Annotated in this window: 18 protein-coding genes; 8 read left to right on the top strand and 10 right to left on the bottom strand. The window is 45.0% G+C overall.

Translation table 11 applies throughout. The features are described from left to right. Nucleotide 1 precedes the first annotated feature (1 nt). From dapE to B2Q61_RS11410, 3 genes are read left to right on the top strand one after another with little or no spacing between them, the layout of a single operon-like run. On the top strand, nt 2-1,162 hold the full coding sequence (dapE, locus tag B2Q61_RS11420; protein ID WP_290616072.1) for a succinyl-diaminopimelate desuccinylase: 1,161 nt from the start codon (nt 2-4) through the stop codon (nt 1,160-1,162). Beyond that, nucleotides 1,159-1,848, top strand: coding sequence for a M15 family metallopeptidase (locus tag B2Q61_RS11415; RefSeq protein ID WP_290616074.1), 690 nt, complete (start codon nt 1,159-1,161; stop codon nt 1,846-1,848). Before dapE ends, B2Q61_RS11415 begins: the two co-directional genes overlap by 4 nt. Further along, a complete protein-coding gene (locus tag B2Q61_RS11410; RefSeq protein WP_290616076.1) occupies nt 1,848-2,045 on the top strand; it encodes a DUF2897 family protein in 198 nt (65 codons plus the stop codon). Before B2Q61_RS11415 ends, B2Q61_RS11410 begins: the two co-directional genes overlap by 1 nt. On the opposite strand, the gene yejK is transcribed toward B2Q61_RS11410, so the two are convergent. Beyond that, nucleotides 1,999-3,042, bottom strand: a complete 1,044-nt coding sequence (gene yejK, locus B2Q61_RS11405) for a nucleoid-associated protein YejK (RefSeq protein ID WP_290616078.1) — start codon at nt 3,040-3,042, stop codon at nt 1,999-2,001. The genes B2Q61_RS11410 and yejK overlap by 47 nt on opposite strands. Nucleotides 3,043-3,112: 70 nt before the next feature. On the opposite strand from yejK, the gene B2Q61_RS11400 reads away from it, so the two are divergent. Both B2Q61_RS11400 and B2Q61_RS11395 read left to right on the top strand, forming a co-directional pair. Further along, nucleotides 3,113-3,337: a DUF1414 domain-containing protein gene (locus tag B2Q61_RS11400; RefSeq protein WP_290616080.1), complete on the top strand. Its 225-nt coding sequence runs from the start codon at nt 3,113-3,115 to the stop codon at nt 3,335-3,337. Nucleotides 3,338-3,343: 6 nt separating this feature from the next. After that, on the top strand, nt 3,344-4,858 hold the full coding sequence (locus tag B2Q61_RS11395) for a DUF3413 domain-containing protein (RefSeq protein ID WP_290616082.1): 1,515 nt from the start codon (nt 3,344-3,346) through the stop codon (nt 4,856-4,858). A gap of 38 nt (nt 4,859-4,896) precedes the next feature. On the opposite strand, the gene B2Q61_RS11390 is transcribed toward B2Q61_RS11395, so the two are convergent. Next, nucleotides 4,897-5,187 (bottom strand): hypothetical protein, encoded by a 291-nt coding sequence (locus B2Q61_RS11390; RefSeq protein ID WP_290616084.1) that lies wholly within the window; start codon nt 5,185-5,187, stop codon nt 4,897-4,899. A 158-nt stretch (nt 5,188-5,345) separates the two neighbouring features. Between B2Q61_RS11390 and B2Q61_RS11385 the strand changes: the two genes are divergently transcribed. From B2Q61_RS11385 to B2Q61_RS11375, 3 genes are all read left to right on the top strand, one after another. Continuing rightward, nucleotides 5,346-5,570, top strand: coding sequence for a DUF2061 domain-containing protein (locus B2Q61_RS11385; RefSeq protein ID WP_290616086.1), 225 nt, complete (start codon nt 5,346-5,348; stop codon nt 5,568-5,570). 93 nt (nt 5,571-5,663) lie between these two features. Beyond that, nucleotides 5,664-6,497 carry a CvfB family protein gene (locus B2Q61_RS11380; protein ID WP_290616088.1) on the top strand — a complete coding sequence of 278 codons (834 nt, stop codon included), beginning with the start codon at nt 5,664-5,666 and terminating at the stop codon, nt 6,495-6,497. After that, nucleotides 6,487-7,545 carry a DUF5924 family protein gene (locus tag B2Q61_RS11375; protein ID WP_290616090.1) on the top strand — a complete coding sequence of 353 codons (1,059 nt, stop codon included), beginning with the start codon at nt 6,487-6,489 and terminating at the stop codon, nt 7,543-7,545. Before B2Q61_RS11380 ends, B2Q61_RS11375 begins: the two co-directional genes overlap by 11 nt. A 126-nt stretch (nt 7,546-7,671) precedes the next feature. On the opposite strand, the gene B2Q61_RS11370 is transcribed toward B2Q61_RS11375, so the two are convergent. From B2Q61_RS11370 to ihfA, 8 genes are all read right to left on the bottom strand, one after another. After that, entirely contained in the window at nt 7,672-7,863 is a 192-nt protein-coding gene (locus B2Q61_RS11370) for a CsbD family protein (RefSeq protein ID WP_290616092.1), read from the bottom strand. A gap of 245 nt (nt 7,864-8,108) precedes the next feature. Then, the gene (locus B2Q61_RS11365; RefSeq protein WP_290616093.1) at nt 8,109-9,353 is read right to left on the bottom strand and encodes an SAM-dependent methyltransferase; all 1,245 of its coding nucleotides are present in this window, start codon (nt 9,351-9,353) and stop codon (nt 8,109-8,111) included. Between the two features lie 2 nt (nt 9,354-9,355). Next, complete coding sequence (locus tag B2Q61_RS11360) at nt 9,356-10,108, bottom strand: DUF1365 domain-containing protein (protein WP_290616095.1); 753 nt, start codon at nt 10,106-10,108, stop codon at nt 9,356-9,358. Further along, a complete protein-coding gene (locus B2Q61_RS11355) occupies nt 10,108-11,364 on the bottom strand; it encodes an NAD(P)/FAD-dependent oxidoreductase (protein ID WP_290616097.1) in 1,257 nt (418 codons plus the stop codon). The genes B2Q61_RS11360 and B2Q61_RS11355 overlap by 1 nt, the downstream gene beginning before the upstream one ends. A 14-nt stretch (nt 11,365-11,378) precedes the next feature. Continuing rightward, nucleotides 11,379-11,819, bottom strand: a complete 441-nt coding sequence (locus tag B2Q61_RS11350) for a nuclear transport factor 2 family protein (protein WP_290616099.1) — start codon at nt 11,817-11,819, stop codon at nt 11,379-11,381. Beyond that, nucleotides 11,812-13,260: a deoxyribodipyrimidine photo-lyase gene (phrB, locus tag B2Q61_RS11345; RefSeq protein ID WP_290616101.1), complete on the bottom strand. Its 1,449-nt coding sequence runs from the start codon at nt 13,258-13,260 to the stop codon at nt 11,812-11,814. Before phrB ends, B2Q61_RS11350 begins: the two co-directional genes overlap by 8 nt. A 1-nt stretch (nt 13,261) precedes the next feature. Further along, the gene (locus B2Q61_RS11340) at nt 13,262-14,203 is read right to left on the bottom strand and encodes a YbgA family protein (RefSeq protein WP_290616103.1); all 942 of its coding nucleotides are present in this window, start codon (nt 14,201-14,203) and stop codon (nt 13,262-13,264) included. A 267-nt stretch (nt 14,204-14,470) separates the two neighbouring features. Continuing rightward, nucleotides 14,471-14,767, bottom strand: a complete 297-nt coding sequence (gene ihfA / locus B2Q61_RS11335; RefSeq protein ID WP_290616105.1) for an integration host factor subunit alpha — start codon at nt 14,765-14,767, stop codon at nt 14,471-14,473.

Here is a 14,767-nt window from a genome sequence, read left to right as displayed (position 1 = left end):
AATGAGCTGGCTTGATCCACAACAAAACCCGGTGCTTTCATTGGCAATGGATTTAATGGCAAGAGAATCGGTTACCCCGTCAGATGCGGGATGCCAGCCATTAATGGCAAAGCGGTTAGCAGCAATCGGTTTTGACATAGAAATGCTGGAATTTGCAGACACATTAAATATGTGGGCCCGGCATGGTAGTGATAAACCACTTTTTTGTTTTGCCGGCCATACTGATGTTGTGCCTAGTGGGCCCTTAGCACAGTGGCATACCCCACCCTTCACTCCCTCAATTATTGGTGATAATTTGTTCGGCAGGGGTGCAGCAGATATGAAAGGAAGCCTGGCGGCAATGGTTGTTGCCACCGAGCGCTTTTTAGCGGAATACCCCAACCCTGCGTTCAACATTGCGTACCTGATTACCAGTGACGAAGAAGGTCCCTTTATTAACGGAACCGTTCGGGTAATTGAAACCCTGGAAGCCAGAAATGAAAAAATAGACTGGTGCCTGGTGGGCGAACCCTCCAGTGGTCAGAAATTAGCGGATGTAATTAAAAATGGCCGTCGTGGCTCACTAACCGGCCATCTGACAGTGCACGGTATTCAGGGTCATGTAGCCTACCCGCATCTGGCTGATAATCCGGTGCATAAAGCCGCACCGGCGCTGGCAGAATTGGCTAATGAACAATGGGATATGGGTAATCGCTATTTTCCAGCTACCAGTTTTCAGATTGCCAACATTAATGCGGGTACCGGTGCCTCCAATGTTGTACCCGGCGAGCTGAAAGTGATGTTTAATTTCCGTTACAGTACCGAAGTGACAGCAGAGCAATTACAACAACGGGTATACGCAATGCTGGACAAATATGGGCTCAATTATCAGTTAGACTGGACGCTGAATGGTTTACCCTTTCTCACCGATAGCGGCAGTTTAGTGGAAGCCGTAGTTAATGCCGTTGAGCAGCTGCAGGGTTTCAGTCCTCGGTTGGAAACCACAGGTGGTACTTCGGATGGCCGATTTATTGCGCCAACGGGTGCTCAGGTTGTAGAGCTCGGGCCCTGCAACGCCACAATTCATAAAGTAAATGAATGTGTTTCTATCCATGACCTGACCGTGCTCGCGGATATTTATCAGGCCTTATTACAACAGCTTCAGCAAAAACTCTCAGTATGATTACGCCACAACCCAGCACGGCTATATTAACTGGTTGTACCCAAAGCCACCTGATAGCGCTGGAAGATGGCGCACTTATCCACAACCAGATGCAACGTGCCTGGCGCAACCTGTGTCAGGCGGCTGCAACGAACGGCATCGATATTAAAATTGTCTCTGCATTTCGAAGTTTCGAGCGTCAGGCCGCCATCTGGCAGGCAAAGTGTGATGGCTTGCGCCCGATATATGATTTGCAACAACAGCAAGTCAGGATCACAAGCTTAACAGGGCTGGCTAAACTTCAGGCTATTTTATTGTATTCTGCCCTGCCCGGTGCCAGCAGGCATCATTGGGGGACAGAGCTGGATATCTATGATGCCGGCGCCGTTGCACAGGATTATCAGCCAAGCTTACTGCCAGATGAATATCAGGCCCAAGGCCCCTTTGCCAAATTAAACCAATGGCTAAGTACTGAAGCGGTTAAGTTCGGTTTTTTCCGACCCTACCGCCAATACCGCGGCGGCGTGGCCGCTGAACCATGGCATTTGAGCTACGCCCCCATTGCTACGCCATATTTGCAGGCATTTAACGTTGCTACATTAACGTCCTGCCTGCAACAGTATCCGATTGCAGAGCAACATAGTGTGCTGGCTAATTTACCGCAACTGTATCAGACTTACGTTATCAATATTTGCGAGGAAACCTGATGAACTGGCCACTATTTTGGGCACTGCTGTTTGGCTTTGGCATGATCGTCGGCAACATTATGCTGGTTAAACATTCTGCCAACATGAAAATGCCAAGCCTTAAAGATGCCAAAGAAACCCAACCCCGACCAGATAGAGCTGCAAACAATGCTACTCATCGTCAGTCTGGCGCTGAAAAGCAGAATAACCCTGAATAAAACGTTGCAACTGATCTCTTAAGTTAGGTGGGGTACCTTTAATTATCAGGGTGTCAGTACCAACATCGTACTGCACCCGATCACCGATCAGTTTCTCATCAAAACTCAGCGATAAACCGCCACCAGCACCATTGAACTTGACCATTTTCTTCAGCTCTTTGACTTCAACCGGAAATTGATCGGCTACTTCAAGCTGCTGTTCAGCACAATAGTGCAAAAAACCATTTTCCTGCTCCGGATCAACCACTGCTGAAAGCTCAGCTAACACCACATCCTGACCAGCCTTAGCCCGCTCTTCACAATAATCAAACACCTGACGTCGCGCGGAGGTTTTTTCACCTTGTTCAAATTCAGCGGCAGCAAAATATTCTTCAACGGAAGATAGCACTTTCTGGCTGTTCTGACGCGCGTCGGAACCTTCAACACAGCCGAGAAAATCAAGAAAAAAATCAGCCACTTTTCTGCCAGCACGTCCGCGAATAAAACTGATGTAATTGCCTGCCTGGGCATTAACATTGTATTCAGTGAGATCTAAACGCGCTGCCAATTGCATTCTGGCGATATCAAGATGGCGTGAAGTCGACAAATCCAGCTGTTCGGTAAGCGCAAAGTGATCTTTACTGCCCAGTAAACAGACTAATAAAAATTCGCTAGCCAGATATCGGTAATGACCCAACAATAAATATCCGGTTTCGGGTAGCTGGTGCGTGCTCAGCTGACTTATTAGTGAATCGGTCATCGCTTTAGCAAAACCGAGATAATCAGTATCACCGCTTTGCCAGCTGGCTAGCGCCTTTGGCACCGCGGGATCTTTTTCGTCGGTAAAACTGGCATAGCCTTTAGCGGGTTTGCTATTGTAAGCTAGGTGCAACTGTTCTAGTAAAGTGGATACCGACCGGTCCGAACCGATCAATTGCTCGCGATAATGAGCGCTGTGTTCACCACTGGCTGACAGGTCAATATAATTAATAGCTAAATGCAGTACATCGACGGACATAATTTTTCCTGTTTTAACTGAAATCTGATACTATTCTCTAGTCTTAATATCATCTTAATCTGAGTGACGCATGCCCATTGTATCAAAGTATTCCACTGCACAAATTGAAAATCTGGTAAATCAGCTTCTGGATACCTTTCACGCCAACAATGCAACAACTGAACTTAGTCTGATGTGTTTGGGTAATGCCGTTAGTCATGTCATAAACAGCAGTGTTCCCGCACCACAACGCGCCGCTGTCGCCAGCCATTTTAGCCAGGCGTTAGCCGACGCTATTAACAGCAAAAGTAACTAATCCAGAATGGTTATTGAACAAAACTTATCGCTGGTTAAAAAAGTCAATCGGCTGCTAAGTTGGGGACACTGGTTCAGCTTTTTTAATGTTTTACTGGCCCTGGTAGTCACCAGCGTCTATTGGTTATCTGAACCCTCGCCTGCGACCCTTCTCGGCTGGATATATCTGGTCTGTTATTGGCTGGGTCATACCGCTTTTTTATGCTTTATGTTTTTTATCATTACAGTGTTTCCTTTATCACTGATTTTTCCGTATCAAAAACATGTCCGGGGTTTGGCGGCCCTGCTGGCTACCATTGGCATGGTGATATTAATTTTCGATGCCTATGTGTATGCTAACCTCGGCTACCATATTGGCAGTACCTCCTACCATCAGACGATAGAACTGCTGCAACAGCAGATCGTTACAAACCTGCGTAATTTTATTCTTATTGTCAGTTGTGTTGCGGCAATACTGATCGCTGTTGAGCTTACCATCAGTAATTACTGCTGGAAAAAAATTGCCCGGCTGAAACAAAGCCGCATCAGCCGGCCATTATTGGTACTCTTTATTGGTAGCTTTATGTTAAGCCACCTGATCCATATTTATGCTGACGCCCGTTTAAAATGGGACGTGACTAAGCTTGATAATGTATTGCCGTTTTCCTACCCGGCAACGGCAAAAAGCTTCCTGGCAAGGTATCAACTGGTCGATCTGGCTAAGCGAGCACAGCGCCAGGCAGATAAGCTCAGCATCTCCAGCCCGGAGCTCAGTCTGCGCCAATTACGGTGTGCAGCAACCCAGGTTGAACCGATTCAGATAATCATTGCAAACGAAATTTCAAGTCAGACCACTGAATTTATGCGCCAGCAGGGTTTACGCAGGCATCAGCAACACTTTGCGCCGAACAACAGCACTGAAGCATTGTTGCATTTACTGTATGGCCAGTTTTTACTAACTGATCAAAGTCAGCAGCAATTACATGACTCTCCAGCATTTATTCAGCAGCTACCGGCAGGCACCTTACATATTGAGAGTAAATCCTCTTTTATAAGCAAGCAATTGCCATGGATAAATTCTGAATCGAAAACGACTGACGCACTCGTTAATATTAGCTTTGATGACACACCCTCAGCTAACTGGGAACAATATAAGCAATATAAATACATCGTGTTATTGCCGCTTACCAGTGAACAGCCAACGTTTGTATTAGCACCGGTTACTGCCATGATCCGCTGGCCACAATTAGATGAACAGTTAGGTTCTCAGCATCTTGATTTACTCCCTACTGCACTTAGCTGGGCCGGATGTGACACTGAAAAAAGCTGGTTAGGTGATAACCTGTTGCGCGCCCCCACCTTACCAAAATTAAGTATCAGCAAGCAGGATATTGTCAGTATCCGGAAAGATAAAATGGTGGTATTACGCCAGGATGGTAGCTACGGTGTTTGGTCCGCTGGCACGCTACTGCCATTAAACGAAAAACTGGATATCCCGATGTTGACTGACGCTTTAAAAAGGCTGGATAGCTCAGCAGAGTAAAGTGCTGCGACTTCTGTACTACCAACAAAACCCTGATGTTATTGCAGGGTTTTCGGCGCTTTGAACTTTGGCCTTTTGCCCGCAAGCTCCAACTCAGCCAGATGAAATAAATTGGTATAAACAATAGGCGGCACCGGCTCATGAAAACGTTCCAAAAAAGCGATCTGCGCCGCTTTAATTAACTGCTGACACAACTGATCATACTGGCTATATCCGTCATAAGCATAGGGTTCATCCAACTCAGCCAACCCTACCTCCTGCTGCCTGCGCATAAACCAGTTAAGTAAAAATTCATACTGCTTTATATCAAGCCATTGCCGACAATCCATTTTGCTACCTTTGTTATGTGGTTAAAACATGTCCGTCAGTAATAATCCTGTACCACCGCCTGGTAATCAGTATTTACGATTAACAATAACGCTTTATTTCACTTTAAACAATAAATAGCCGCGCTATTATCCTGATATACCTTACAGGAGCTTACCTTATGCTAAAGACAACCACTTTTGCCATTATGCACTTCACTATTGCTTTTGCTGTTACTTACGCTATTACCGGCGATTTGGTTCTGGGCGGCCTGGTGGCGGTCATTGAGCCCGCCGCCAATACCGTAGCCTATTTTTTTCATGAAAAAATATGGCAACGGCTGCAACAAAAAAATACAGTACAGAAAAGCTTAACAATTTTTAAAAAACCTGCCCTTAAATGGTAGGTCGTTTTATCGTATAGGGCCGATCAAATAAGCTCTGCAGCGGCTAATAAAAGGAGTTACAATACGCACATAGCAACTTAATTTGGAATACTGATGATTGCACTTGGCACCCTGAACACTCTAACCGTCAAAAAGCAGGTTAAATTTGGTTTTTACTTAGACGGATTAAGTTGGGGAGAAATTTTACTACCCAATAATGTGGCGCCGGCGGGTCTGGAAATTGGTCAGCAGTTAGAGGTTTTTCTTTATCTTGATTCAGAAGATCAACTTATTGCAACTACAGAAAAACCAGCAATAATGGTCGGTAAAGTGGCAATGTTGCCAGTGGTTGCAGTGACAAAAGTTGGCGCTTTTTTAAACTGGGGTCTGAAAAAAGACTTACTGGTCCCTTTCAGCGAGCAACAGATCCCCTTAAAAGAAGGCCAGAAGTATCTGGTGTATTGCTATGTCGACGTCAGTAACCGAATTGTTGCCTCTACAAAATTAGATCGCCATCTGCATAAGACAGAACCCCGATACAATATCGGTGATAAAGTCGATATCATTGTCAGTGAACAAACCGATATAGGATATAAAGTGGTAGTAGAACAGTGCCACTGGGGCGTTTTGTATAAAAACGAAGTATTCAAGCCTTTACGCCGTGGGGATAGGTTAACAGCGTACATCGTTAAGGTTAGGGATGATGGCAAGATAGATTTGCGTTTAAATGCCACTACTCACAAACAGGCACTGGAACTTACCACACAAATCATGACAAAACTTGCACAAAATGGCGGAAAACTGGCACTGACCGATAAAAGTTCACCAGAGCTTATTTATCAGGCGTTTGGTGTCAGTAAAAAAGCCTACAAACAGGCGATTGGTGCGCTTTATAAAGATAAAAAGATTGTTATTTTAGATGCAGGTATCATGTTAGTTGGCAGCTAAACTTGAGGAAAAAAACCCACTGTTAAGAATACAGGGGGCGTTTCATTGGCTTGTCGAGCTGTTCCAGCGCCACTCGGGATTAATGGCAGTATTAGCCTTTGTTTCGGGGATAGCCAGCTATGTACTGATAGATCGCAAAGAGTCGGTAGCCCAGTTTATTGCAGCATTTATGCTGGTGAGCTGGCTGGTGCTGGTTGCAGATAGTTGGCTAAGAACTACCTTAAAACAGCGTTTTGGCTGGAGCTTGTCACCGATATTGGTGCGCTTTCTAACCCAGTTAGTGCATCAGGAAAGCTTATTTTTTGCATTACCTTTCTTTTTGGCAGTAACCAACTGGGATCATGGTCAGGCGGTATTTACCAGCGTCCTGTTGTTGTGTGCATTAATATCGATTATCGACCCGCTGTATTACAAACACTTAGCCACCCGATATGCTTTATTTGTCGCTTATCACACCTTGGCATTATTTGTGGTTTTGCTGGTGGTTCTCCCTTTATTGCTGCAACTGACTACCCAGCAGAGCCTGATTGCTGCAATTATAGCAGCATTGGTGTTCAGCTTACCCAGTCTGGACCGGATTTTACCTCCCGCTCGCTGGTGGCGCTTACCACTATTGCTGTTGATGCTGGCTGTGATGGCCATCGTATTATGGCAGATACGAAGCTGGATCCCTCCAGCTGGCATGCGCCTGTCTGACATTACAATTTCGCATCATGTTGACACCGCACAACGCAGCGCAGGAATAAATATTTCAACCCTTGACGTGACAGAACTGGACCGGGGATTATTCGCGTGGACAGCGGTCAGTGCACCACGTGGGCTAAGAGAGAAAATACATCATGTCTGGTTACTAAACGGAAAAGAAGTTGACCGTATTGTACTTGATATAAGAGGCGGCCGGGAAGCAGGCTACCGTGCCTGGAGCCATAAAATGGTGTTTCCGCCCTATCCTGCTGGAAAGTGGCAGGTTCAGGTGGTAACAGAATCCGATAGATTAATTGGTCTGACCCGTTTTACCGTAACCGACACGAGTTACGAAGATAAGTAGTAAGATGGCCAGCCAGTAACATGAAAAGTCCGCTGGCGGTGCCTAAAAACAGCTCGGCAACATATTGAAACGATTAGCGTAAAAAAAGGGCCTTACGGCCCTTATCATTAATCTGCGTCGTCGATGCTAATCTTTAAGTCTGTTAAATTCTTGCTCAGCCTGATCCCGGCTCATACCGTAACGCTCTTGCATTTTACCGCAAAACTTTTCAAAATTACCTTCGACTTGATCAACATCATCATCAGTCAACTTGCCCCATTTCTCTTGAACAGAGCCTTTCATCTGACGCCATTTACCTTCTGCAATATCACTATTCATAATCGGTCTCCATTGGATCATTAAATAAAAAGCCTTGCCGCAGGGGTTCAGTGTAATCTCATACTACGGCAACAACATTCTTAATGTTGCAACGGTCATACCAACTAGATAAAAAAATTATCATGCTGAAATTAATGGATATATTGATAAACAGAAATTCAAAATTAACTTAAAATTAAAATATAAAGAACAATTTACCGGTCAGTCTGAAAAAATTGCAGGCTGACCGGGCAATATCCTGTACCTTACCAACTACTACGATTATCTGGTTTTGACAACACCATATGGACGGCGCTGGTAGCGCGCTCCAAAAATCCGCCTTCGCAATAGCACAGATAAAAATGCCATAATCTGATAAAGTTATCGTCGTAGCCTAATTGGTGCACCGCATCACGATGATGCATAAAATTATCGCACCACAACTTCAGTGTTTTAGCGTAATCAAAGCCAATATCCTGAACCTGACGGATCACTAAATCTGTTTTGCTGCTGACTGCAGTGGCCATTCTGCCAATAGAAGGTAAACATCCCCCGGGAAATACATAGCGTTTTATAAAATCAACTTCACGAACATACTGTTTATAGCGTTGATCAACGATTGTAATTGCCTGCAATACCATTAAGCCATCTGGCTTAAGGAGACTGGCACATTTCTGAAAATATTCATCCAGATAATCGTCACCCACTGCTTCAATCATTTCAATTGACACTAATTTATCGTAGTGCCCGGACAAATCACGATAATCTTCAAACAGCAGAGTTATTTTATCTTCTAGTCCCAGGGCTGCTACTTTTTCTTTAGCGTAAGCCAGTTGTTCGGCGGAAATGGTGGTAGTGGTTACTTTACACCCATAGTGTTGAGCGGCATAAATTGCCATACCGCCCCAACCAGTACCAATTTCAATTAAATGATCAGTGGGTTTTAACTGTAACTTATCACAAATCTGTTTCAGCTTATGTTGCTGAGCATCAGCTAAATCTGCCATTTCTGTCGGAAATACCGCACTCGAATACATCATGCTGTCATCGAGGAACAGCTGATACATTTCATTGCCAAGGTCATAATGTGCCGCAATATTCTTTTTTGCCTGCTGTTTTGAATTGCTATTCTGCCAGTTTAACGCTTTTAAAAATGGCCGGCTTAATCTTGCCCAGGTTGAGTCCATTTTATCCAGCAGAACTAAGTTTCTTCCGAAAATTCGTACTAATGCCGTCAGATTGTCACAGCGCCAATATCCCTGAATATATGCTTCGCCACCACCAACAGAGCCTGCCAGTACTAACTTCTGATAGAAGGCAGGATCCAATACGGTAAGGGTCACTTTCAAATCACTGCCAATCTCACCGAGCTGGAATCGTTGCTCGCCCTCAACAAGGGTAATATCCCCGTGCTTCAACTGTCCTAAAAATGATAAGGTGAATTTCCGGCAAAGCCGGTCAAACCAGCCCAAATTTGTAAAAACCGCCTGGTCGGTAAGCGATAGACTCATAACTACTTTTCCCTGGATTTTGGATGTTGATGCAGCGGTACCCGCTTCAAATAAAGTTTTAATGCCTGCCAATATATGCGCCACACAACCTGTACGTTTTGCCACGGATGGCGGATCAAGATCCGACGACGGTTAGCCTTAGTCAGGCTGAAGCGCTTTAGTTTGACCCAGGCACTGAACACTGACTGCTGCTCTCTAACGTTAGTGATACTACAATATAACTCGCTGGCAGGTGCCGGTATTTGCCAGCGGTATTGCATATCCATAGGGTTAAAAGGCGATACATGAAATGCTTTATCATGCTGATAAAAACCAGGATTACTATTTTCGCCGATAATCGTTTGCAAATAATAATGCCGTTCATTCCAGGGGGTATTGCTCACCTCGGCCAATAAATAGCAAAACGCCCCGTCGCTATCGTAACAATAGTACAGTGTTATCGGACTAAAATAATAACCCCAGTTGGCCAGTGGGGTCAGTAAATAAACGTTAGCTATTGGCTTTTCACCGCCCAACTCACGTACTTTATGCTGGACAGCGAGCGACAACTGATTATCACCCGACAAATAGTCACGACGCCGATAACTGATAGCACCGAAAGCTTCATAGTTGATACCAATAGGTGATAAACCTTCTGGCGATAATCCATCACAATCAAGCCAATAAGCGTTATAAGAATAACTGAAACCATGAGGTTTCGGAATAAAGCGTTTATGGCCGACCGTACCGCAGTACACCGCATGCCCCGCTTGCATTAGTAACTGACTCCAAACATTTCAGCAACATCAACCGCGCTTCTGGCACCGTCTTCATGAAAACCGTTATACCAGTAGGCGCCACAATAAAAACTATGGTTTTGCCCATTGATCACGTTGCGCTGTAACTGCGCTGCCATGGTCATCATGTTGTATACCGGATGAGCGTAATGAAACGTTCTAAGGATCTTATCTTTATCAATAGCAGCAGAATTATTAAGCGTAACGCAAAAGGTGACTGGCGCATCCAGACGCTGCAATATGTTCATATTGTACGTCAAGGTAGCGCGTTCACGCTCTGGCGCATCTAAATTGTAATTCCATGAAGCCCAGGCGCTACGTCGTTTTGGCAATAAAGTTGTGTCTGTATGCAGTACCACTTCATTTTGCTGATAAGCGATAGCCCCCAGAATTGCCTGCTCATCCGAAGTGGCTGCCTGTCCAAGCAGAGCCAATGCCTGATCACTATGACAAGCAAAAACGACCTTGTCGAACTGTTCCTGCTGACCGTTGGCGAAATTCAGAGTAACACCTTGCTCATTCCGGCCAACGGACAAAATGTGTTGTGATAATCTCAGGTTAGCAGTACCGAGCCTGGCAAGCAGCGCCTCGACATAGCGCTTCGAGCCACCCTTGATCACCGCCCACTGTGGCCTGTCAGTGATATTCAGTAAGCCATGATTATTAAAAAAACGCAGAAAGAATCTAACCGGGAAGGATGGCATTTCAGTTAAACCAGCAGACCAGATAGCTGCCCCCATCGGTAATAAATAGTTGTCCCGCATACCACTGCCAAACTTATACTTGAGTAAAAACTCACCCAGTTTTAAATCAAGATCAGGATGATTTTCAGCAACCAATTGCTTGCCCAACTTATTAAAACGGACGATATCACGGAGCATTCGCCAGAACGAGGGGCGAAAAATATTACGTTTCTGGGCGAACATACTGCTGATTGTGTTACCGTTGTACTCTAGATTCTGTTGCGAATTCTTTACCGAAAAGCTCATTTCAGTATCAAGCTTCTCTACCGCTAAGTCTCTAATAAACTTATTAAATACCGGATAAGTCCAATTGTTAAATACTATAAAACCGGTATCAATAGCATAAGACTTACCTGCCACTTCTACATCAACAGTAGCAGTGTGGCCCCCCAGATAATCATTTGCCTCAAACAGGGTGACATCGTGTTTTTGCTTTAATAAATACCAGCTGAGCATACCAGAAATGCCCCCGCCAATTACTGCTATACGCATTCACGCTTCCTTAATCAGGCTTTTGCCATTTTTTGTTTTACTACAGAAGTTGCCCAACCAAGTATAGGTAGATGTTGGTAAACAAGTTCGGTCAGATCATAATAATCGCGGTGATACCAAATGTGCTGCCCCCGCCAGCGAAGCTCAGTACAGCCATGAACCTTAACAGGTTTACCTTTACCGATCGCCGGATGAGACAACGTCATAATCCAGCTTAGAAAACTCAATTGCTCACCCTCAGTCTGACTTATTGCATCGAATTTACAATAGGTTAGCCGCTGATACGCGTGAGAAAAATACTCGGTTAGCTGCTGACGCCCCTCTAGCTGATGAACCGGATCAATAAAAGTCACATCCTGTGCATACAGTTCGTCAAGCTGGTTTAAACCATCATGCGATAACCCATTATAAAAATTTAAAAAACGTGCCAATTTACTTTCAGTACATTCATTCATCTGATTTTTTAACCTCAGTAAACAGGGCAAGGGTTATTTTTCGGGCTTCGCTATGATCAACTATCGCTGGCCAGTAACTACCAGGGGTCGCTTTTTTATGCGGCCAGTGAATTTCTTTATTATTGAGGTGTGCCAGCTCTGGCATAAAATGGCGGATAAACTCGCCTTGCGGGTCAAAACGTTCGCTTTGCGTAACTGGATTAAAAATCCGGAAATAAGGCGCGGCATCAGTACCGGTTGACGCTGCCCATTGCCAGCCACCGTTATTTGCTGCAAATTCGCCATCAATTAATGTCGACATAAAATATTGCTCACCCCAGCGCCAGTCTATCTGCAAATCTTTGACCAGGAAGCTGGCGGTGATCATTCGCAGTCGGTTGTGCATCCATCCGGTTTGATTAAGCTGCCGCATCGCTGCATCGACCAGGGGGTACCCGGTTTTACCATCACACCAGGCGTTGAACAATTTTTTGCTATTACGCCACTTGATGTTCGCAGTATCGGTTTGAAATGGTTTATGCTTGATCAGATCTGGATACGCAACCAGAATATGTTTATAAAAATCACGCCAGACAAGCTCCGATAACCAGACACTGGCACCGCTTTTCTCCTGTTCAAGTACTTGCCCAGCTTCCATTTGTAGACGATTAACGCATTGCTGGGCCGAGACCACACCACACGCCAGATAAGCAGATAATCCTGATGTACCTTTTTCTGCCGGTACATCCCTGGTTTTCTGATAATCATCAACATGCTGCTGACAAAACGAGCGCATATTATCCAGCACTTGTTGCTCAGCCACAGGCCAGTCTGCAGAGCTATCATCTCCGGTAGCCATAGCCGGCAACCCCAACTGCTCAATCAGATCGTCTGTCGCAAATTCTGAAGTACTTTTTACCCTGGGATAACAATGAACGCCCTGCTCCTGCAGCCTGGCAAGCCAATTACGTTTAAACGGTGTGAATACTTTATAAGTATCCCCGCTTTGCGTCAGAATACTACCAGGTGGCATAACACATAGTCGGTCATACCAAGTCACGTCCACACCCACTCCCTGTAATTGCTCCGTTATTTTTTTATCCCGTTGCTGCTCTCTTAGCTCGTATTCGGTCTGACCATACAACGCCACCATACCCGCGCGCGCTATAGTGGCGAAAATTCCTTCACAATCCTGATAAGTATCTGCTTCCAACGCCAGTAACGGTATACCTTGCTGGGCCAACTCACGTTGCATTTGTTTAACCCGGCGCCGGATAAAGTCTTGCTTAATAAGCGCCATATTGTGCTGCTGCCATGTGGAAGCCGTGGCAATATAAATGGCAACTACAGCACTGTTGTCATTTTCAGCTGCATTCTTGCAGGCATGATACAGAGACGCGTTATCAAACGACCTGAGATCGTTGCGTAACCAGACAATATGTAATGAGGTCGATTTAGCCATATCAGGCTCGCAATCCAAGTTGTTCAGGATAAGGGTTAAGATAACGCTGAGCAGCAACATACCGGTTAGGATATTGCCGTAAATGATGACTTAGTAAGGTAAGTGGAGCCATCAAAGGTAAAAATCCCTGGCGATAGCGATGAATTACATCAGTCAGTTCACCTTTCTCAGTGCTACTCAGAGATTTTTTAAAAAAACCTTGCAGGTGTTGCAACACATTAGCGTGCTGTTTACGACTGGCAATATTTTTCAGCGCCTGCATTAAATCATTCAGGTAACGTTCCGCTAAATGCGCCGGATTAAATAAAGTTGCGCTGGCTACCAAACGACCCAGCTCGCGGTAAGCTACCGGACTATGCGCCATCACTAAAAACTTATAACGGCTATGAAAATCCACCAATTTGGCGACATTGAAACCGTCCTGCATTTGTTGCTGATAATCATGGCAGGCAAATATCCGGGTGATAAAATTTTCGCGCAGTGCTGGATCAAGCAAACGGCCATCTTCCTCTACCGGCAACCAAGGATAACGCTGCATAAGTTGCTGAGTAAAAATACCGGTCCCGATTTTACCCAATTGCTGGCCGGCGTCATCGTAAACCCTGACCCGCTCCATACCACAACTTGGTGATTTAGCACACACCACGTAGCCACTTAAAGTGGACAATGTCGGCAGCAGTTTTTCAGTGTAATCCAGCATTTTCGCAGTATGATCAATGGCATTGTCACGGCTTTGTACCAACTTTATTTGCTGTTTTTGATCACGTTGCAAACGGATCGCCGGCCTGGGTATACCTAGCCCTATGGCCGTCTCGGGGCAAATTGCGACAAATTTAACCAGCGTATTCAGTTGCTGCAGGCAAAAACTTGATGCTTTATGCCCGCCATCAAATCGCACAGGTTCGCCCAGCACGCAGGCACTAATACCTATTTTAATAGTCATTGTTATTAACTCTTAACATACAGTTTCAACTCTACATTGTCGCTAAATAAATAAACACGGTAGTGAACTCTTTTCTTTACAAGTAAAGCGGAGAAGCGGATCAGTTTGTAGTATTTTTTTGACAAAAAAAAACGATAACGACCCGGCAGGTAGTTATCGTTTTTTTATCGAGAACAACTCTTAATAGCTTTTACAGGCAATACAATACTACTTAGCCCGCTAACCAGTAACCTGCACCAAGCTTGCTGAACGCTTGTGAGACTGAAATCAGGCTTTGCTGGTACCCGTTTCAACCCTGGCCTTTAGCTTCTGCCCTGGTCGGAATGTGACGACACAACGGGCAGAGATCGGAATATCTTCACCCGTTTTGGGGTTGCGCCCCGGCCGTTCATTTTTCACCCGCAAGTCAAAGTTACCAAAGCCAGATAACTTTACTTGTTCACCCGCTTCCAGCGCGGTACGGATTTCTTCAAAAAAAGCTTCTACGATCAACTTAGCGTCACGTTTGCTAACGCCAAATTTGGTAAACAAACGTTCTGCTAAATCAGCTTTGGTAAGCGCCAT

Source organism: Arsukibacterium sp. UBA5043 (assembly GCA_002415085.1).
GTDB lineage: Bacteria > Pseudomonadota > Gammaproteobacteria > Enterobacterales > Alteromonadaceae > Alishewanella.
The sequence above is the reverse complement of the archived record's forward strand: the minus strand, read 5'-3'. Positions and strand labels throughout refer to the sequence as shown.